This is a genomic window from Pseudoalteromonas sp. S408 (genome assembly GCF_005886645.1).
Classification (GTDB): domain Bacteria; phylum Pseudomonadota; class Gammaproteobacteria; order Enterobacterales; family Alteromonadaceae; genus Pseudoalteromonas.
Window position 1 is genome coordinate 101098 of record NZ_PNDY01000004.1, and the last position, 20359, is coordinate 121456.

22 protein-coding genes are annotated in these 20359 nt (G+C 39.8%); 11 read left to right on the forward strand and 11 right to left on the reverse strand.

The features are described 5' to 3' along the window. Positions 1-231: 231 nt before the first annotated feature. Positions 232-1398 (reverse strand): site-specific integrase, encoded by a 1167-nt coding sequence (locus CWB62_RS04360; RefSeq protein WP_138529457.1) that lies wholly within the window; start codon positions 1396-1398, stop codon positions 232-234. A gap of 328 nt (positions 1399-1726) precedes the next feature. On the opposite strand from CWB62_RS04360, the gene CWB62_RS04365 reads away from it, so the two are divergent. Further along, positions 1727-2308: a porin family protein gene (locus tag CWB62_RS04365; protein ID WP_138529455.1), complete on the forward strand. Its 582-nt coding sequence runs from the start codon at positions 1727-1729 to the stop codon at positions 2306-2308. A 72-nt stretch (positions 2309-2380) separates the two neighbouring features. Here CWB62_RS04365 and CWB62_RS04370 read toward each other — a convergent pair whose 3' ends face one another. Next, on the reverse strand, positions 2381-3196 hold the full coding sequence (locus CWB62_RS04370; RefSeq protein ID WP_138529453.1) for a DUF4437 domain-containing protein: 816 nt from the start codon (positions 3194-3196) through the stop codon (positions 2381-2383). Positions 3197-3333: 137 nt separating this feature from the next. On the opposite strand from CWB62_RS04370, the gene CWB62_RS04375 reads away from it, so the two are divergent. Then, entirely contained in the window at positions 3334-4299 is a 966-nt protein-coding gene (locus tag CWB62_RS04375; RefSeq protein WP_039037988.1) for a LysR family transcriptional regulator, read from the forward strand. 6 nt (positions 4300-4305) lie between these two features. Here CWB62_RS04375 and CWB62_RS04380 read toward each other — a convergent pair whose 3' ends face one another. Further along, a complete protein-coding gene (locus tag CWB62_RS04380) occupies positions 4306-4635 on the reverse strand; it encodes a 5-carboxymethyl-2-hydroxymuconate Delta-isomerase (protein WP_006791175.1) in 330 nt (109 codons plus the stop codon). A gap of 204 nt (positions 4636-4839) precedes the next feature. Here CWB62_RS04380 and CWB62_RS04385 point away from each other — a divergent pair, with 204 nt between their 5' ends. The 4 genes from CWB62_RS04385 to CWB62_RS18935 are packed head-to-tail and all read left to right on the forward strand — an operon-like array spanning position 4840 to position 6404. Continuing rightward, positions 4840-5322 (forward strand): CreA family protein, encoded by a 483-nt coding sequence (locus CWB62_RS04385; RefSeq protein WP_058552547.1) that lies wholly within the window; start codon positions 4840-4842, stop codon positions 5320-5322. An 18-nt stretch (positions 5323-5340) separates the two neighbouring features. Then, the gene (locus CWB62_RS04390; RefSeq protein ID WP_138529451.1) at positions 5341-6102 is read left to right on the forward strand and encodes a hypothetical protein; all 762 of its coding nucleotides are present in this window, start codon (positions 5341-5343) and stop codon (positions 6100-6102) included. 8 nt (positions 6103-6110) lie between these two features. Further along, positions 6111-6257, forward strand: coding sequence for a hypothetical protein (locus CWB62_RS18620; protein ID WP_171034609.1), 147 nt, complete (start codon positions 6111-6113; stop codon positions 6255-6257). A 24-nt stretch (positions 6258-6281) separates the two neighbouring features. After that, positions 6282-6404, forward strand: coding sequence for a hypothetical protein (locus CWB62_RS18935; protein ID WP_257903615.1), 123 nt, complete (start codon positions 6282-6284; stop codon positions 6402-6404). 308 nt (positions 6405-6712) lie between these two features. On the opposite strand, the gene CWB62_RS04395 is transcribed toward CWB62_RS18935, so the two are convergent. Then, a complete protein-coding gene (locus tag CWB62_RS04395; RefSeq protein WP_138529449.1) occupies positions 6713-7906 on the reverse strand; it encodes a hypothetical protein in 1194 nt (397 codons plus the stop codon). 260 nt (positions 7907-8166) lie between these two features. Between CWB62_RS04395 and CWB62_RS04400 the strand changes: the two genes are divergently transcribed. The 5 genes from CWB62_RS04400 to CWB62_RS04420 all read left to right on the forward strand — a co-directional run bounded on the left by CWB62_RS04400 (position 8167) and on the right by CWB62_RS04420 (position 12129). Continuing rightward, positions 8167-8400 (forward strand): hypothetical protein, encoded by a 234-nt coding sequence (locus tag CWB62_RS04400; RefSeq protein ID WP_138530616.1) that lies wholly within the window; start codon positions 8167-8169, stop codon positions 8398-8400. 11 nt (positions 8401-8411) lie between these two features. Then, positions 8412-9038, forward strand: a complete 627-nt coding sequence (locus CWB62_RS04405; protein WP_058403763.1) for a LysE family translocator — start codon at positions 8412-8414, stop codon at positions 9036-9038. 26 nt (positions 9039-9064) lie between these two features. Then, a complete protein-coding gene (locus tag CWB62_RS04410) occupies positions 9065-9556 on the forward strand; it encodes a gamma-glutamylcyclotransferase family protein (RefSeq protein ID WP_058403762.1) in 492 nt (163 codons plus the stop codon). Between the two features lie 13 nt (positions 9557-9569). Then, entirely contained in the window at positions 9570-11111 is a 1542-nt protein-coding gene (locus CWB62_RS04415; RefSeq protein WP_138530614.1) for a serine hydrolase, read from the forward strand. A 100-nt stretch (positions 11112-11211) separates the two neighbouring features. Then, positions 11212-12129 (forward strand): histone deacetylase family protein, encoded by a 918-nt coding sequence (locus CWB62_RS04420; RefSeq protein ID WP_058403760.1) that lies wholly within the window; start codon positions 11212-11214, stop codon positions 12127-12129. Positions 12130-12143: 14 nt separating this feature from the next. On the opposite strand, the gene CWB62_RS04425 is transcribed toward CWB62_RS04420, so the two are convergent. The 7 genes from CWB62_RS04425 to fis all read right to left on the reverse strand — a co-directional run bounded on the left by CWB62_RS04425 (position 12144) and on the right by fis (position 20348). Further along, positions 12144-12437, reverse strand: a complete 294-nt coding sequence (locus tag CWB62_RS04425) for a DUF4144 family protein (RefSeq protein ID WP_138530612.1) — start codon at positions 12435-12437, stop codon at positions 12144-12146. Positions 12438-12439: 2 nt separating this feature from the next. After that, positions 12440-13249: a DUF2797 domain-containing protein gene (locus CWB62_RS04430; protein WP_058403758.1), complete on the reverse strand. Its 810-nt coding sequence runs from the start codon at positions 13247-13249 to the stop codon at positions 12440-12442. A gap of 23 nt (positions 13250-13272) precedes the next feature. Next, positions 13273-15813 carry an EAL domain-containing protein gene (locus CWB62_RS04435; protein WP_058403757.1) on the reverse strand — a complete coding sequence of 847 codons (2541 nt, stop codon included), beginning with the start codon at positions 15811-15813 and terminating at the stop codon, positions 13273-13275. Positions 15814-15922: 109 nt separating this feature from the next. Beyond that, positions 15923-17206 carry a phosphoribosylamine--glycine ligase gene (gene purD / locus CWB62_RS04440; RefSeq protein WP_138530610.1) on the reverse strand — a complete coding sequence of 428 codons (1284 nt, stop codon included), beginning with the start codon at positions 17204-17206 and terminating at the stop codon, positions 15923-15925. Positions 17207-17222: 16 nt separating this feature from the next. Further along, positions 17223-18044 carry a class I SAM-dependent methyltransferase gene (locus CWB62_RS04445; RefSeq protein WP_058403755.1) on the reverse strand — a complete coding sequence of 274 codons (822 nt, stop codon included), beginning with the start codon at positions 18042-18044 and terminating at the stop codon, positions 17223-17225. A gap of 101 nt (positions 18045-18145) precedes the next feature. Next, a complete protein-coding gene (gene purH / locus CWB62_RS04450) occupies positions 18146-19732 on the reverse strand; it encodes a bifunctional phosphoribosylaminoimidazolecarboxamide formyltransferase/IMP cyclohydrolase (RefSeq protein ID WP_138530608.1) in 1587 nt (528 codons plus the stop codon). A 325-nt stretch (positions 19733-20057) separates the two neighbouring features. Beyond that, entirely contained in the window at positions 20058-20348 is a 291-nt protein-coding gene (gene fis, locus CWB62_RS04455; protein ID WP_002957804.1) for a DNA-binding transcriptional regulator Fis, read from the reverse strand. Positions 20349-20359 lie beyond the last annotated feature (11 nt).

Below are 20359 nucleotides of genomic sequence, written 5' to 3' on the forward strand. Positions count from 1 at the left end.
TAAATTAAATTACCGAATATTTTGTAGCTGCTTCTTCGGTGAGTACTGTTAACTTATTAGCTGCAATAATGAATCGTTCACTATTAAGAGGAGTATATTTTTTAAGGAGGTAAGAATATCCTTTTCATAAACCCCATTAAATTAACTGTTATTTAATATGCCTTACCGTATTTTTAGTTATCGAACCGATTTTAAAATATTTATTTCAACCTATCACTTCTTTGAGAGTCGTTAAATTAAGAATCGAAATGCAGTATCTATAGAATTTCTTACCTGATTGGTACTTGTATGGGCATAAATCATTGTATGCTGTAGAGATGTATGACAAAGCGCTTTTGATACCACACTAATGTCAGCTCCAGATTGAATTTGCCACGTTGCAAACGTCCTTCGCAAGTCATGTGGCCTCGGCCTGATGTTTGGATTTTCGTGATATAAGCCAGCTTTTTTAATTGCTGACTTCCACACCTTGTCTCCACCTGTGATATAGCCATATTTAGAACGCTTAGATGCAAAAATATATGGTGAATCGTGAGCTAACAGTTTTCGACGATTCAATAGGTTAATCACAAAACTATGTAGAGGGATTTGATATGTTTTACTGGTTTTCGTATTTGTTGCAGGTATTAACCATTGACAGCTAGAGAAGTCTATTTCATGCCACTTCATCATTTTAACATTCGATAGCCTTGCTCCTGTAAAGAGTGCGACCCTGTAGATATCAGCCATATCTTGATTGTTCTCATGCTCCAAAGATTTTAAAAGTCGTTTGGCTTCGTCTTCGGTTAGGTAGCGATTTCGTTGGACTTCGCGCATTTTCTTAATACCAATAAAAGGGTTAAGTCCGATGTTTAGATCATCTTCAAAGTCAATAACATAAGTAAATGCTGACTTAATTGAAGTTAAACACCTATTGTGTACTGAGTAACCTAATTTCTCCAGCTCACAGAATAAGTTTCTTGCTTCTTTTCTGGTAATTTCTTCAATGGGTGTTTTGCCAATTTTCGGCTTCAAGTGAGTTCGATATGACACCTCTAGCGCATGCGTTCTTCCTGCCAAAGTCTTTCTTGCTGAAAGCTCATTTTCTTTATAAATTTTAAAGATGTCATTGATTGTTAATCCTGAATTATGTTCGAACTTTTGCGCTGACTTTAAGTTCATAAAGCTTATTGCTCTACTCTTAGCATCATCTACAGTAATTTTTTCTGCATTACCCAACTTATGATTAATATCTTGTGCACTCACTTTAAAGCGCACATAAAATGTTTTTGTACCTGATGGTGTTAACGTTAACTTTAGATTAACTAGAGATATGTCCGAGTATGTTCTCGTTTTACTTTCTGGTAATAACATCTTTATACGTCGGTCAGTAAATTTGAATTTTGTTGGTTGAGTCATTTTTTTACACCTTTTTTTACATTGAGAAAAGGTGTAAAAAAAGATGCTTTTTCCTTAAAAAACAGTGCTAAAACCATCCTGAAAACGCTGAAAAACAGCTGTATTTATACTGGGAGGGGCCACCACTTTTCAAATCTTCATAAGTATATTCTAGTAAATACCAATTTATTACACACTCAAAACGCTAATTTCTATATTATTTATTTTGCTTAACTTATATCTTGATTCTTAATTAATCTATTAACTTTCTTTTTTAAATCAATAATATAGGTGTGTATTTTATTGGGTACAACAATGTGTTGTTTAAATATATCTAAAAGGAAGTACCATGAAAATGAATAAAGTCGCACTCTTATTATTAAGCTCCGTTTTTGCCACCCCAGCTGCATTTGCAGAAACACCTCACTTTAATTATGTGTCTGGCGGTTACTTAAATGCAGATCTTGATGGCGATGATGCAAATGGTTGGACGCTTGATGGTAGTAAATTACTAGGCGATAATTTTTTTGTGTCTGGTCAATATAAGACTGTAGGCGACTCAGAAGATGGTTTAGATGTAGATCTTAACTGGTTGAGCGCAGGCGTAGGTTACCGTACTGCAATGAGTGAAAGCACTGATTTTTATGGTTTAGTAACGTATGAAAACATAGAAACTGAAGTATCGTACAGCGGTAGTGATTTTTCGGATGATGAAAATGGCTATGGATTATCTGTGGGTGTTAGATCAATGCTAACTGATAGCATCGAAATTGATGGCCGCTTAGGTTACATTGATATTGCAGATGACAGTGAAACAGCTATTACGTTAGGTGCTCGTTATTATATAAATACAAACTTTTCTGTAGGTACCAGCTACACCACAATAGATGATTTAGATTATATTAGCTTAACAGCACGTTACAGCTTTTAATCACCAGCAGTTAATTGAGCGCACGAAGAGGTGCGCTTAATTGTTTATGTTGCTTTAGGCAATTAGCACTTCCTAATTTACTTGATATGCTTCATTACTACGAATGTAAATAGTTGCTGGGATATTGCTTTTGTTTTCAAGCGAGTGAATGAATTTTCCCGCAGATTCTATATAGCTGCCTGCACTTAGGTTTTGTAAGTTACCTTTTGAGCTGTATTGCACACTGCCTGCAATTATTACTGCACGAAACTCATTTGCATTTGTGCTAATTTCCCCCTTAAAACCAGCTGGTAGTTTTATCATTGAGCCATAGCTTGCATCTGTATTTCCCCATAGAAACGTTGTTTGTACTGCATTAGCATTAATATTGCTTACGTCGCTTTTGTCTAGCCAAACTAAGTTGTCTTTATGTACGTTTAATGGGCGTTCACCATTATCAAACTGTTTGTTTGTTGGTTTTACTAAATAAGGGCCTGAGTCTATTTCTAGGTAAATTAGATTTGTAGTGCCATTGGCTGCAGTAGTATGGTTTTCACCGGCAGGTTGTGTCCAAAATGATCCCGCAGGCATCCACATTTTTTCAGCTGTGGGGTCGTCATTGTGCATTTGGCCTTCAATTACAATACCTCGGTAAGTAATGTTATGAATATGCGGCGGGGACTCGAACCCTTTTTTAAAGCGTACTAGCATACCTGTTGCAGTATCTGCGGTACGATCGCCCCATAAATCGGCTGCACCGGGACTTTGCTCGCCTCTTAATGGGTTTAAATAGCCCCATTTGACTTTGTTTGCAGGTATTACTTTTGATTCGTGCTCGTCTGCAAAAGTAGGTACAGATATAAGCGAAGTTGTGAGTATTAAAGCTGATAGGACAATTCTACATTTCATAAATATTTTCCTTTGCGTTGGGATAGAGACACAATAGCGAGTATTTTTCATTCCATAAACAGGCTAATGTTTAATACAGTTTCGTTAAAACGTGGATAATTGGCAGCATCAACGAATAGCTTTATAAAGGGGCGGATATGAAAATTGCAGATTTACGCGTATTACTAAAAGTTGCGCAGCTTCAATCAATAACAGCGGCTGCGCATCAGTTGGATATGAGCTCGTCGGCAGCGAGTGTCTCTATTAAACGAATAGAGCAAGCTCTTGGTACACAACTATTTGTTCGCACTACTAGAAAGATAAGATTGACCGCTGAAGGTGAGCGTTACTTACCATTATGCGAACAGGCGCTTGGGCTACTAATGCAAGGGCAAGCGGTTATTAATGAAAAGCAGGAGTGTATTACAGGCGAAGTGCGAATGGCTGTTTCGTCTGAAATGGGACGTAATTTAATGCGTGTTTTGCTTAATGAGCTTATGGATAATCATAGTTCTATAACTTTGAGGTTGCATGCAAGTGATAGCCGTGCTGATTTTTATCGTGATGGAATTGATGTTGCATTAAGAGCGATGAAAAAAGGTGTAGCTGAGGAGCTTAATTTATATGGATTTAAAATTTGTAATATTCCACACGTGGTGTGCGCTTCACCTAGTTACTTAAAACTGAATGGCGAGCCGTTAGTGCCGAACGATTTGAGCGAGCACAACGCATTACTCTACAAACTTTACGAAGTAGTGCACGCTGATTGGGAGTTTTATGATAATACACAGCAATACAAAGTTAAAATGAACAGCGATAGAGCTGTAAACGATGGTGATATTGTTAGACGCTGGTGTGTTGATGGTGCTGGGATTGCAAAAAAGTCAGCCATTGATGTAGCAGATGATTTGCTTAGCGGTAAGCTCAAACGAATAATACCCGATTATAAAATACCCTTAACAGAAATGTGGTTAGTGCTTCCGAGCCGGCAGTTTATTTCGCCTGCAATAAGGCTGATACGTGATGAGTTAAAAAGTAAAATAATGGCGCTTAGGGCATCGCTATTGGCAAAGCATATTTTGACTGAAGACGAGTGGCCTTGTGATGATGAGTACAAGGCCTGAATTGTGTTAATTTTTACGATATATCTCGTGGTCCATGTCGTAAATATTAACGCTTAAACTGTCAGACTCCCTGCAATAGGTTTTTAAACACGCAAGTAGGTGCTCACTCAGAGTTTGCTTTTGCTCTACTGTTCGCCCTGCCATAATGTGTGCTTGCACATGTATAAACCCTTCTTTACCCACACCCAATTGATACTGCTGATATGCAACTGCGCGAGTTTTTATAGTTTCTAAATCAAATAAACCGCTTTCGAATGTGCATTTATGGATTTTTTCTACCAGTACTTGAGGTAATACAGGGAGGTCTTCTGAGTGCTCAATAATAATGTGCGGCATGCGGGTGGTTCCTATTGGTTACGGCATTAAGCGTGTCGTTAATTGTAACAAATACACGAGGACTCGCTAAACCCCATACGGCTAAAATGTTTGTTTTAAACTAATTTAGTTGTGCTGATTTTTGATGTTAGTATAAAAACACACAAGTGAACCCAAGCTTATTGAAATAAGCGTATAAAAACCGAGTTTAAGTTAAGGATGAATATGAAACTTCAGCAAAAAATTAAACGTTTTGCCCTGCTTATGGGCGCAGTGGTTACGTTAAGTGCCTGCTCTGATGATGTTGCGTCAGTGAGCTTAGGTTTGTTTACTACAAAAGATGTGGTGGTGAACTCGCAGCAAGATCCGATTATTAAAGGCGTAACGTGTCACATCAGTCATGTTGAGGCCGACTTAGACTTTTCTGATCCGTCAGACATGTCGATTGCGTGTCGTCAAACAGGGCCTATAACCGCGGAGCAATTACAAGAAATTGATCGTAGTAAGTCTGGTGAGGTGGTGTTTAAGTCATCAAAGAGCATTTTATTTAAATCGTTAAAAGTGCGTCGAATATACGATGCAAAAACGCGTACTTTATTGTACTTGTCGTATTCAACAAAAGAGTCGAGCGGCAGCCATCACCACGCATTATCAACTGTACCGCTATATAACACAAAGGCGTGGCAATGGGCACAAGAACAAGAATAACTAAATTAAGAGCACACTATGTTAGCGTTATTTAAATCAGCGCCCTTGTTAGAGCAACAAGAGCAACAATGGCTTATTGATACTTTTATTTGGGCTGTCGAAAATTTTGATGCTGAGTTTTTTACCAAACACACACAGATAGTATTGCCTACAGGGCAATACTTTCCTGATTCGGTATCAAGTATTGAGCAAATGGCCACAAGCGTATTTAAACGAGTCACTTCTTATGCGGGAATGAGCGCATGGCCAATTCAATTAGTTGCGCCCCAGCAATTACAACCGCAAGTGTTTCCACGTTTTGAGTTTAGTAGTGCAATTCGTGGAGAGGGCTGTCAGTTAATTGTGCCGCCGAGCCATGCTATTAATATTTCGTTTAACCCTAATCAAATAAATCAGCCGCAAGATTTAGTAGCCAGCTTTGCCGGAACTCTGGCTACAATTATGATTCATCATGTTGGTGTATTACCCCCAGGTGGAAAAGAATTTTTACCTCAAGCAGCTGATGCGCTTGCCTGCTTTTTAGGGTTTGGTGTAATGATGAGCAATACGGTGTATCAGTTTAAAGGCGGATGTGGCTCTTGTTATAACCCGTACGCAAACCGTGAAGCACAATTGAGCGAAACACATACGGTATTTATGCATGCATTAGTTTGCTACTTTAAAAAAGACACCCTCTCTAAAAAACACTTAAAGCCCCACTTACGTGGTCAGTTTAAAAAAGCACAAAAAGAGATTAAAGCATTGGTAAATAACTCAGCTAACCCGCTGTTATTAACTTAGCACGTCTTATGGCAAACAGTTTGGTCAATCAATCGGTATCGCAAGCAAGGAGTGAATTTGTGCCTAGCTCGGTGGGTGGTAAACAAGCCAAGGCCCGCAGACCTCATCCTTTTTCGCATACTCGCACTTCAACTTTTGGTTCTAGGGCTGACTAGAGTGTGCCTTAAGCTAATTTAAAAGTGCTTGATTCTGGTGTGTTTTGGCGCGGTGAAAATGAAAAAGGCAGTTTGCTGTTTAACGACAAACGCCTTGGTGATAGAGGCAGCGACAAAGAAGTGTCGTCTGAACACAGCTTGGTATGAGTTACAATTCAGCTAGATTAATACTTAAATAGTCTGATTATTGTCACCGACACAAGAAATAGGCTCTGCCGTAGTGACAATGCTTGCGTTCAAAGACTAAAAACTGTTTCATTATCAAAAATTCTTAGATCATCTTCACAAAGACTTGTAGCAATCTTAAATTCAGCTGTAACAGAGGGTAGCAAATAACATTAATTCCACTTACAAAACATGAGTTTTTTGAAGCATTGAATTCATAAAAACAAGTTGTGACAACCAATAGGCTGCCACAACTAATTCGTACTAACACCAAGACTTTACGTTTCAACTTAGCAGTCTACATATCGAGCAACGACATGAATGCAGTCGCCTGTATCATCTCTACAAATTCTTCCCTTTGATTCAACAATACGACAACCCGCTAAGTTAACCCAGATACCTGCCGGTGGAATTAGGGTTCCACCGTTTGATGCAGCTGCACCTACGATGTCAATCAAATCACCATCACCAGCAGCTCCCCCTACTACTTTCACATCGTCTAATACCTCTGAAAGTTGATTAGCTAAACAAACTGAAATGGGAAGATTGGTTAAATCTATAATTCCTCTCGTGAGTTCAGTAAGCGGAAGGTTATCAATACGAGATGAGCCTGGTCTTGGGCTGTACGAAAGATTAAGAAAACGCTCCCTTATTGTTCGCGCTCTTCCTTTTTGCACTATATTGCGCGTTTCACCATTATAATTGACTTGATATACAAGCTTATCACCGTTTGGCCAAGTTTGAGTGACAAAGTATTTTCTTTCGACGTGACTGAAATCGATAGTTATTCCAGTACTCATTCCTATACTCAAACTCCCCGAAGTTCTCCGTTCGGACGTGAATTCACCCCAAGACTGAAGCCCCATCGCCTCGGTAATTCTGTCAGAAAAGCCCTTTCGAATATCGTTTCGAAAGCTAGGGTCATTGGCAAATACATTTGAGGCATGGCTATTACAACTTGCGTCAGAGTTTGTAGAAGCGGTAATTGAGCTGGTGCTGAATATTTTAGTTGATTGAATAGCGAATGAAGAGGTTGCTGCAGAAAAACCAACAGTTTCATTGTGCGCCATTGCTTGTCTGAAGTCGTCGTCAATGTCATAAAACATATGCAATGCATTGTTTTCAGCAACGGTTACAGTAGCGTCTTCAACGACAATATCATATGCTGGGGCCCAATTATAAAGCTGCTCTGTACGCACTGTAAATTTAAAACTACGTTGTGTGATTGGATTAGAGACAATGATATCTTTGGATGTAGCTGGACAAGTAAATGTCGTTTGTCCTAAGAATATATCAGTATCAGAAGCAGTACATGATGGAGCTACATGATACTGTTGTGCCAAGTCAAGGGCATCGTTGTAGTTACAAGTATCACAAGCAAGGGTTTTTGTACGACCGCTCGCCTCAGCGATTGTTGGGAATATGGATAAAACGACTATAATTGAAAATAATCCTTTTATCATGTTAGAAAACAGCTCCTTCATATTAAAATTCCTTTTTTGTTTAACTTGAGTTAATAGGCTAAAAAACACTGCCTAAACATAAATTACCCCCCCCCCCGCAATAACGTCAACAAAAAATTTAAGCCACTCTATTTTGGACATCCTTTTATAAAGCCTGAGTAGAGTAAATTCACTAAAAAACATAATAGCAGTACCATTGAAATAAACTGCAATGAAGGTAATTTTCATTACAATGAATCTTATAAAATATAATTGACCAAAAAGTTGATACTATGACTCACATGAAAAGACCTCATTTTGGGCTAATTGCCATTTTTACACTTATTTTGTGTAGTTGTTCACAAATAGTAGCAGAGCAAACCGCTGTTCAACCAAGTCGTAATATGACCTTAAAAGATGCGTACGCGGATAAATTTCTAGTGGGTGCCACTTTAGGTGCAGCAATATTTACTACACCCAATCACCCATCCTTAGCATTGGAGGAAAAAAACTTTAGCGCCATTTCGCCAAACTAGCAAGGACAAGTATGGAATACCTAGATGAATTTTTATTAATTGTGATTGCTCACTTTTTTGCTGTTGCGAGCCCAGGTCCTGATTTTGCTGTTGTGCTTAAGCAAAGTGTACAACAAGGTAGGCGAAACGCATTATGGACGAGTGCAGGTGTTGGCGGCGCTATTTTGTTACACATCGCTTATTGTGTATTAGGTGTGGCGCTTATTTTATCTCAATCGCCCAGCTTATTTATGGCACTTAAGTATGTTGCAGGCGCTTATTTGACTTACCTTGGCATACAAGCATTAAGAGCCGCTAAGCCGAGTGAATCATCAGCCGAAAATATTGAAAACAAACAAGCCCCTGAAGAGTCTATTTGGGTTGCTTTTAGGCGTGGTTTTTTCACTAATGCACTAAATCCAAAAGCAACGTTATTTTTTATGTCGTTATTTACCTTGGTGATAAGCCAAACAACGCCACTGAGTATACAAATTGGTTACGGTATTTATATGGCGCTTGCCACATGGGCATGGTTTTCTGCGCTCTCGTTGGTACTTTCTAAAGCCTATGTTCGTGGTTTTTTTCAGCAACACGGCTACTGGTTTGACCGAGGTATTGGCGTTATTTTAATTGCGTTGGCTATTCGCGTTGTTATTTAATTTATGCAATACAAGTAGGAGTAAATATGCCCTTATATAATTTTTCGTTTGGATCTAACATGTCGTCTAATCGTTTGTTGGCACGTTTGCCAAATGCTAAGCGTATTGGTACAGCAGTGCTTAAAGGGTATGAGTTAACCTTTGATATGCTTTTTTCTGATGGCTCAGGTAAATGCAGCATTCAAAAAGCTGATAAAGCGGATGCCTTAGTATACGGTGTAGTATATGAAATTAACGCTAACGAAAAGGTCACTTTAGATGCAATAGAAGGCCCTGGTTACGATTGTGTAGATATAAAGGTTGAGCTGTTAACCGGGGAAATTATTGATACTCATTGTTATATTGCTAATACTCATGACGAGAGTATTTTACCCTACGATTGGTACGTTAAACACGTTCATCGCGGAGCACTTGAAGCGGGCGTACCAAAGGCTTACAGTAATGCCATACTTAATCGCCCACAAAAGAGCGATCCTAATAAAGAACGCGCGGCAATTGAATTTGCAGTGCATCAATAATAAAAGGACTGATATGAAACTGACCAAATTAGCGGCTTTTGCACTGCTAGCCAGTACTACTTTTAGCAGTTGGGCACAGGTTGATACCAACAAAATAGAAGACGTAATTAAAACCTCTATGGCACGCTTTGATGTACCGGGAATGGCGGTTGCGATTGTTGAAAATAACGAGGTTGTGCTAGCAAAGGGGTTTGGTACGGCAAACCTAAATACAAAGGCTGAAGTAAATAAAGATACGTTATTTGGTATAGCATCAAATACAAAAGCATTTACCAGTGCCGCGTTAGCTAAATTAGTCGATGAGGGGAAATTGCGCTGGGATGACCGCGTAATAGACCATTTACCCGAATTTAGGTTATACGACTCATATGTAACCCGTGAAATGCGAGTTCGTGATTTATTAAGCCACCGCAGTGGCTTAGGGCTTGGGCAAGGCGACTTAATGATATGGCCAAGCACAGATAAATCAGTCGATGATATTCTATCGGGGTTAAAATATTTAAAACCAGCTAGCAGTTTTCGTAGTAGGTACGCATATAACAACCTAATGTTTGTGACTGCGGGTGAAGTTGTAGCGCGTGTATCTGGAATGAGTTGGAACGATTACGTTGAAAAACATATTTTACAGCCGCTAAAAATGACCAATTCACGCGCAGGTTTTTCGCGTATTCCAAAAAGTAACAAAAACTGGGCAATAGGGCATATTCCAATGGAGGGGAGCCTGCATCCATTTTTTGTAAATTACTTAGAAGATTTTAGAGGAGCAGGCGCTATCGCATCCAGTGTAAGCGATATGAGTCAATGGCTACTAACTCAACTCGCTGGTGGCAAAATGCCCAATGGCGAGCAATTGTTTAGTGAAAAACAACAAGCGCAAATGTGGCACCCACATATAACCTCTATGGCGTCTAAAAGTGCCTTTGAGGCATATCATCAACAGTTTAGAGGCTATGGGTTAGGTTGGAGTATAGAGGACTACCACGGGTTTAAAAAACTAGGCCACGGTGGTGGTATTTTAGGGATGGTGTCGCAAGTCACTTTGCTTCCAGAAAAAAAACTCGGTATTGTTATTTTGTCTAACCAGCAAGCATTTAGTGCCTTAAGTGCAGTTACACACGAAGTACTTGAGGATGTGCTCAATCTAGAGGACAAAGATTGGGTCGAAGATTTGGCCAAAAAGCATTTTGAAGGAAAACAAAATGCGTACGCTAATGCTACACCATCTGCACCTGCGGATTATCAGCCACAGTTACCTAATATAAATTACACGGGCACATTGCATGACGATTGGTATGGCGATGTCATTATTGAAGAGCTAGATGGTAAGTTACGAATTGATTTTACTCATACAAAGCGTTTAAAAGGGGAGCTTGAGCACTACACTGGCAACACGTTTATTGTTAAGTGGGACGAAAAGCTACTTGAGGCCGATGCGTTTATACATTTTGAAATGAGCACTGCAAACCGTGTAAAGCGTGCGAGCATGCAGGCGGTTTCAACAGCGGTTACCGACTTTAGTTTTGACTTTAGAAACCTAAATTTAAAAACCAAATGATTAACGCTCGGGTTATATAGTTATACACCAAAGTCGCAAAGCCACCGTTAGGTGGCTTTGTTATATTAAACGCTCATACTAGTTTACTTAGGAGCATTTTATGCGTACTGCAGTTATTTCACACCCTCATTGCCGTAAACATAAAATGATAGACGACCACCCAGAGTGCCCCGAGCGCTTAGATGCAATTACCGACCGCTTACTCGCCAGTGGCGTCGATGTGGGGCTAAAGCATTTACAAGCCCCTAAAGCTCAGCGAGAACATTATTTATTAGCGCACGATGAGTCGCTTGTAAACTTAGTTGAGCGCTTAATTCCTCAAAAGGGGTTAAATAGCCTCGATGGCGATACATGGCTTTGCCCTGACTCATTTAAAGCGATTGAGCGCGCTGTAGGTGCCGGGCTGTTAGCTGTAGATGAAATACTAGCAGATAAGCTAGATGCGGCTTTTTGCTCTGTACGCCCGCCTGGTCATCACGCAAACAAAAACGCATCATCTGGATTTTGCGTATTTAACAACTTAGCTATTGCTGTTAAGTATGCCCAAAGCAAAGGAGTTAAACGAATTGCGATTGCTGATTTTGATGTGCACCATGGCAATGGAACCCAAGATATTTTTATTGATGATGAAAGTGTATTGCTTTGCTCGTTATTTCAATACCCGTTTTACCCAAATACAGCTGTAAAAAACAATAGCCATATTGTTAATTCGCCGTTACCCATTGCCAGTAATGGCGACGATTTAAAAGAGGTGTTTAATACTCAATGGTTAGAAAAATTAAAGGCTTTTAAGCCCGAGTTGTTATTTATAAGTGCAGGTTTTGACGCACATGTAGAAGATGACATGGCAAGTCTGAACTTTGTAGAAGACGATTATATTTGGTTAACTGAACAGCTATGCAAAGTTGCAAAAGAAAACGGCTGTAGCGGGATTGTATCGTATCTGGAAGGAGGTTATGCGCTATCAGCATTGGGTAGAAGTGCTGTAGCGCATATTAAAGTGCTTAGCGAGAAATAGTATTAACACTGTGTTTAAAGCCCGAGTAAATCAAATGCCTGTGAAGTAGTTAGCGTTTTAATTTTACCTAGACAACAACGCCCTTCATTTAGTAAATGAGCAGTAACAAGCTGTGCTAGCTGTTCTTCAGTTAAGGCTGAGAAAAGTTGACCCTGCAAGTTAAGGTATTCACCTTGTTTATTAAGCACTCTCACATCGTTCAGTTCACTTGATGTAATGCCATGTAAGCACTCATTTTGCTCTTGCTGGTTGTGTGCTATTTCAAGCTCATTATAGATAACCATTAACTGTGGAAAGCTGTTTAACATAGTTAGCCTACGGTTACTTCGTATGAGGTAAATTTTCGTATATTAATAACGCCGTTATCAAATATTAAATATTGGCCTTTAATACCTTGTAAAATACCGCTTACAACGGGGTTTTTATCAAAGTTAAATGAGCTGATTTTGGTTGGGTATTCAGTGACTGGAAAGTTTAAATCAACCACGTTTTCATCTAATTGCTCTATGGCTGTTGCGCCAAATAGCTCACTAAGCTCGTTTAATTTTTCGCTAATTTGCGGAATAAGTTCAGCGGCAGCGGCTTTGAGATCTATAACTTCGTTCTGACCTTTAAGCATATTACGCCAATTAGTTTTATCGGCAATAAACTCGGCTAATGCAACTTCTACCAAGCCCGACTGCAAGCGTGTTTGCACTTTAAATATAGGTAAAGCCTGAGTGGCGCCTTGATCAACCCAACGCGTAGGAATTTGTGTATGGCGTGTGATTCCCACCTTTAAGCCTGAGGTATTAGCTAAATACACATAATGTGGGATCATACAGTTTTCTTCGCCCCACTGTGGCTCTCTGCATGTGCCTTGATCGTAATGGCAAGTTTCAGGTTTCATGATGCACATATCGCAGCTAGCCAGCTTACGCATGCACACAAAACAATGGCCTTGAGAATAACTTTTTTTGGTTTTTTTACCGCAGTTAGCGCACAAAATAGTGCCGCTAAAAGTAAGCGTTAGCTCTTTACCTATAAAGGCATTTAAGTCAACTAGCTCTTCACCAACGGGAAGATGATATTGAACGGGTTCTGTTAAACTCGATTTTAATTTACGCAGTGTGCCTTGCATCTTTACATAGCCCCTAAAGATGTTTAAAAAGAAGAGTCTAACATTTTTAAACTGTATTGGCTTTTTAAGAAGTTAATGTACTCAGGATAAGGTAATGCTTTAGCGTATAAATAGCCTTGTGCGCGGTCTGCATTCATTTGTTTTAATAGCTGGTGGATCTCTTGGGTTTCAACACCTTCTACAGTAATTGATAAATTAAGCTGATGCGCCATATCAATTGATGTTTGCACTATGACTTGGTGAGCTGGATTATTGACTAAGTCAAAAACGAATGACTTGTCTATTTTTAGTTCGCTAAAATGGTAATTAACAAGGTAGCTCAATGATGCGTAACCTGTGCCAAAGTCATCCAGTACAACTTTTATGCCCAAAGCTGATAATTCATCAACTAATTTAATAAGCACGTTTTGGCTTTCTACAAAAGCAGATTCAGTTAATTCAAACTTAAGTAAGTGAGCGGGAGCCTGATGCTTAATTAATATATTTTCTATTTTTTCAGCTAAGTTATTAATGGCTAAGTTTTTAGCACTTAAGTTAACACTAATCGTGTGCTCTTTATGGCCGCTGTTTATTAGCTCTACAATATCTTTACAAGCTTGTTCAATAACCCATAAGGTGAGCTCGTTAATTATGCCTGTATGTTCAGCCAAAGTTATAAGCTCTTCAATCGAAATATTATTATAGGTTGGGTCAGGCCAGCGAAGAAGTGCTTCAGCTCCTGTGACTTGATTATTGACTAAATTTATTTGTGGCTGGTAATACAGGGCAAGTTGGTTTGTTTTGATCGCTTTTTGCAAATGAGCTGCCAAACTAACATCCATTATTATGTTGTTATTAACCGCGGACGACGCAACGCGATCTACACGCCCTTTTGCATCTTTTAAGGCTAAATAACCGCGCTTTAACCAGTATTCAAAATCATTACTTTGGTTTGCACTACTAATGCCTATTGTGTAATTGAGCTGCAGGCTTAAACCTTTAATTTCATATTGTTTAGGAAGGTTACTAATTACTTTTGCAAGCACCGTTTTGAGTATATCTGAGTTTTGAGTTTTAGTTGAAATACAAGCAAATACACCACTGTTTAAATCAGCCAGCCGAGGACTGTTATTTAAATCGGTTTCAAGATTTGCAAACTCTCTTTCATGCATTAATTCATTTTCTAGTCGCTCAGCAATATGCTTTATGAGGGTATAACCTTGGGTTGATGTAATAATGGTATTAAGCGAATTGAAATGACATATTTTAATTAGGCACAAAGTGGTAGAGCGGTTTTGGCTTTGCAGTGCCATAAATGCTTGTTTGAGCTTAGAGCTATTGAGCAACTTAGTTTGCTGAGTGTGGGTAGCATGATATAAAGCACGTTCTCGTTGATAGCGTACGCGATCTGCCAGCGCCATAGCCATTAATACAATTTCACATAAAATTGCCACCAAAAAGGCGTGGCGAGAGGTAAAACTGTAATCAATAACGCCTGTGAGCTCTAGTGGTTGTATTAATGCACCTAAAATAAGTGGCACCCACGAAAAAACGTAAAATTTAGCCCATCTAAAACCACTACGCAGTTTTTTATAAATTAATATAAAACATGCAACATATAGTAGTGCTAATACACAAAAAAAGAGTGGCGCAGCAATGTTTTCAGGAATAAAAAAGCTAGCTACCCCCAAAATAAACATAAGATAAAGCAAGGCTTTGCTCATTGTGTATCGCCAGCACTTATCTTTATGGTAGCGTAAAAACATAGTACAAAAGGCGAGAGTAAAAAACGAAACTGCGTAATTACTCACAATGACTTTGTGATGAAAAAATAGTTGCCACTCTAAAGGCCAGAGGTAAAAACCAAATCCAAGCACAATACCCATTAGTATCAGTGCGCTAATTATGTAACCAATATAAACAAGGTAAACACGGTCTTTTATGCCAAAATAGAGTACTAGGTTGTACAGTGCAGCCATGAGTAATACGCCAGCAAATATTCCCCAAATACCTGTTTGAGAACGCATGAGATCTACAAATTCTTTATCGCGGTATAAATTGATAGGTGTTTTACTAATGCCTACCGTATCTACCTTAATTACGAGGCGCTGCGATGACTTTTGCTCCATTAAAAAGTTGATGTGTGGCACGCTGTACTGAAACAAAGTCAGTTTTTCTTCTCTATCGCCCAATTTATATGTTTGTAGTATCTGGTTTTGTTTGTCTAAGCGATAGACTGTTAAGTGATCGGCCATTGGGTTATCAAAGTGAGCCACCACCTTTTGACTTTTTTGGCTTTTGTTTTCTAAATCAAGAAACAGCCAATAATTTTGCTGAGTAAAGCTCCAAGGAATTTCTGAAAAAGGGGCATGGGTGAGTAAATTCGGTTGCTTAATAATTGTATCGAATGTTTTGCTTTTGGTTTCATCAATGTAGTAGGCGTGATTGAGGTACATTGGTGATGTTTTATCAATTGTGTAACGAGTAGGCACTACTAAATTAGAAGCCAATGTATTGATAATAAAAAATATAAATATCAAAATGGCAACAGCTAGTGAATGGTAGCGTAAAGTTCTAAGTTCCAATGTATGCTTACTTTTTAAAAACTTTTAATTAGTGTAGCACTAAAAAAGCGCAGGCGAACTGCGCTTTTTTAGTTAAATTAACTGGTTATACCAATCAATTATTACTAACTTACTGCTCACGGGCAATGGCACGATAAGCAATATCAGTACGGTATTCCATGCCGTCCCAGTTAATACCTTTAATCAGCTCATAAGCACGTGCTTGAGCCTCGGTTACGGTATTACCTAGCGCAGTTGCACATAAAACGCGTCCGCCAGCAGTCACAACGTCATTACCGCTTTGTTTAGTACCTGCATGAAATACTTTTTCGCCAGCAGGGTAGTTAACTTGTAAGCCTGAAATAGCATCACCTTTAGGATAATCTCCTGGGTAACCTTTAGCCGCAAGCACGACACCTACCGCTGCGCGTGGGTCAAACTCAATGGTGGTTTTATCAAGCTCTACACGATTAGCCGCTTCTATCAGCTCAACTAAATCTGATTGTAAACGTAGCATCATAGGTTGTGTTTCAGGGTCGCCAAAACGACAGTTATACTCAATCACTTTAGGTGTACCTGAGCTGTCTATCATTAAACCTGCGTATAAAAAGCCAGTGTACGGATGACCTTCTTTTGCCATGCCTTTTACTGTCGGGATGATCACTTCATCCATAATGCGTTGGTGGATTTCGTTTGTCACCACTGGCGCAGGAGAGTAGGCACCCATACCGCCAGTATTCGGACCCGCATCGCCATTATAAGCACGTTTATGGTCTTGGCTTGTTGCAAACGGTAGAACGTTTTTACCATCTACCATCACAATGAAAGACGCTTCTTCGCCATCCAAAAACTCTTCAATTACTACGCGGCTACCTGCATCACCAAAGGCATTGCCCGCTAGCATATCGCGAATAGCGTCTTCAGCTTCGCGCTCGTCCATTGCGACAATAACGCCTTTACCTGCGGCTAAACCGTCAGCTTTAATTACAATTGGCGCGCCTTTTTCTTTTAAATATGCAAGGGCAGGGTCTATTTGTTCAAATGTTTGGTAGTCGCCAGTAGGAATATTGTGGCGTGCTAAAAAATCTTTCGTGAATGACTTCGAACCTTCAAGCTGGGCAGCACCCGCTGTTGGACCAAATATAGCCATATTATGTTCACGAAATTTATCCACAACACCCAATACTAACGGTACTTCAGGCCCTACAATGGTAAGTTCAACATTATTTTGCTGAGCAAAGTTTAATAACCCATCTAAATCTTCAACATTAATTGCAACATTTTCGAGTTTAGGTTCAAGGGCTGTACCCGCATTACCTGGAGCTACAAATACCGTGTTTACTTTTGTGTTTTGAGCGGCTTTGAACGCAAGTGCGTGTTCGCGGCCGCCGCTGCCAATGACTAATACATTCATGGCGTACTATTCCTATTTAAAGCGGTTTTTTAAATTTAAGCGTCATACGGTCGCTTTCACCAATAGCTTTATATTTTTCAGCGTCTTGTTCGCCAAGTCTTAAGCTAGGTGGTAGCGTCCACACCCCTTTAGGATGATCGGCTGTATCTTTTGGATTAGCATTAATTTCACTAGTTGCTGCTAGCTCAAATCCTGCTTGCTTTGCAAGGTCAACCACGTAGCTCTGTTTCATATAACCTGATGTTTTCTGATCGTCGTCAGCACGGTTTTCGGCTAAACGATGCTCAACTACACCCAATGTACCACCTGGTTTTAGTGCTTTATAAAACGCTTTAAATGCGCTTAATGCACCGTCTGTATCTTTACCCATGTACCAGTTATGCACATTGCGGAAGGTAAGTACCATATCGGCAGATTCTGCAGGTGCAATATCTAGGTGGGTTAAAGGGGCAAACTCTGTAATTTTAACATTACTAAAGCGTTCGTCTTCAGCTACTTTTTGTTTAAACGCCGCTAATGAACGTTGATAGTAACCAACCGATGAGTCGCTAGGGAAATGAGCAGCGTAATATAAGCCTTGCTCTTTCAATGCAGGCGCTAAAATTTCACTGTACCAACCACCGCCTGGCGCAATTTCAACAACGGTCATTGACGGTTTAAAGCCAAAAAATGCCAATGTTTGCTCAGGGTGGCGATATTCATCACGAGCACTATTTTTAGCGCTTCGCTCGCTTGCTTTTATTGCGTGGCTTAGGCTTGATTCATGGTTATGGCTTAATGCCATTGTTGAAGTAAGTGCTAGGCTAGCAACAAGTAAAGACTTTAGTGCAAATTTCATCGTTTGTTCCTTCACATTAAAATTAGGAGTTAGAATAATCAGAATACGTGAATTGCTTGCAAACAAAAAGGGTTAAACGTTGAGCTTAACCCTTTTTGTGATTAGTGGCGAAAGTGACGCATGCCAGTGAAGACCATGGCCATGCCTGCTTCGTCAGCTGCGGCAATAACTTCTTCATCGCGCATTGAGCCACCTGGTTGAATTACGGCAGTAATCCCTGCTTCTGCAGCAGCGTCTATGCCATCGCGGAATGGGAAAAACGCATCCGACGCCATAACAGAGCCCGGGACTTCTAGGTTTTCATCAGCAGCTTTGATACCTGCAACTTTTGCAGAGTAAACACGGCTCATTTGACCTGCGCCTACGCCAATGGTCATACCGTCACGGGCATAAACAATCGCGTTTGATTTAACAAATTTAGCGACTTTCCAACAAAATAGTAAATCTTTAAGTTCTTGCTCAGAAGGTTGACGCTTAGAGACGACTTTTAAGTCGCCTTGGGTAACCATACCTAAATCACGGTCCTGAACTAGTACACCGCCATTTACACGTTTAATGTCGTGACCGGTTGCTTTACCACTCCACTGCCCGCACTCTAATAAACGCACGTTCTTTTTCGCTTCAACAATTTTTGCCGCTTCGCTCGAAACGCTTGGTGCAATAATTACTTCAACAAATTGGCGGTCAACAATAGCTTGAGCTGTTTGCGCATCAAGCTCACGGTTAAAGGCAATAATTCCGCCAAACGCTGATGTTGGGTCTGTTTTAAATGCACGCTCGTAAGCTGCAAGAATGTTTTCACCAATCGATACGCCACACGGGTTTGCATGTTTTACAATGACACACGCTGGTACATCAAATTCTTTAACACACTCAAGCGCTGCATCGGTGTCTGCAATGTTATTAAACGAAAGCGCTTTACCTTGTAGCTGAGTTGCTGTTGCCACTGATGCTTCACTTACATCATTTTCAACGTAAAAAGCTGCGTCTTGATGTGAGTTTTCACCGTATCGCATGTCTTGCTTTTTAGTAAACTGCATATTAATAGTGCGAGGGAATTTAGTATCTTCAGCAGCTTCTTCGGTGTAATCAGGCACCATTTTACCAAAGTAGTTAGCAATCATGCCATCGTACTGTGCTGTATGCTCATAAGCGGCAATAGCTAAATCAAAACGTGTTTTATACGTTGTTGAGCCACTGTTGTTTTGCATTTCACTAATAACACGGTCGTAGTCGCTCGCGTTTACCACAATTGTTACATCTTTATGGTTTTTAGCTGCTGCGCGAACCATGGTAGGACCGCCAATATCAATATTTTCAATGGCATCTTCAAGGCTGCAGTTTTCTTGAGCGACGGTATTCGCAAAGGGGTATAAGTTAACTACAACTATGTCGATTGCAGAAATGTTGTTATCTGCCATTACATCTTCATCTTGTCCGCGACGGGCTAAAATACCGCCGTGAATTTTAGGGTGAAGGGTTTTTACGCGGCCATCCATGATTTCAGGGTGACCGGTGTGATCTGAAACTTCAGTCACTTTTATGCCGTTATCAGCAAGGAGTTTACACGTACCGCCAGTTGATAATATATCAACGCCTTGCGCTTCTAGTGCGCGTGCAAATTCAACAATACCGGTTTTATCAGACACACTTAATAGTGCGCGACGAATGGGACGATGAGTATCCATTGTAGTTTGATTTCCTCAGTTAATGAGCTAGCTTAGAAGCGGGCATTTTAACTGATTACGACTCAAAAAACGACTTTTAAAGCGCCAATAAGCGTGAGCATTTTGCAACATCTCTACTAAATTGTACGCATAAAAAAAGCACCCTAAGGTGCTTTTTTTGCATGATACCAATTGTATTGGATTAGTAAGCAGTTATAACGATAGAAAAACAAGTCTATAACAAGGCAAAAATTTTACAGTGTAGTTATTCTACATAAGAACTTTTTAACGCCGTTATGGGCTTGTTTAGCTCGTTAGAATGCTTACGCTTTCAATATAATTGGTATTAGTTCATGCCGTATTTTTTAAGCTTTTTACGTAAAGTACCACGGTTTATACCTAGTAAAATAGCTGCACGAGTTTGGTTACCACGTGTGTATGTCATTACTTCTTCAAGTAATGGCGCTTCTAGCTCTGAAAGAACAAGGTCGTATACGTCTTGCACATCTTGACCGTTAAGCTGTTTTAAGTAGTGGTGAACAGCTTTTTTTACTGCATCACGCAATGGCTGCGGTTTCTCGTGTGACTGAACATGAGGGTTTGTGATAAATGGAGAAGTCACGTTTTGTTCGAACATTATAAAGTCTC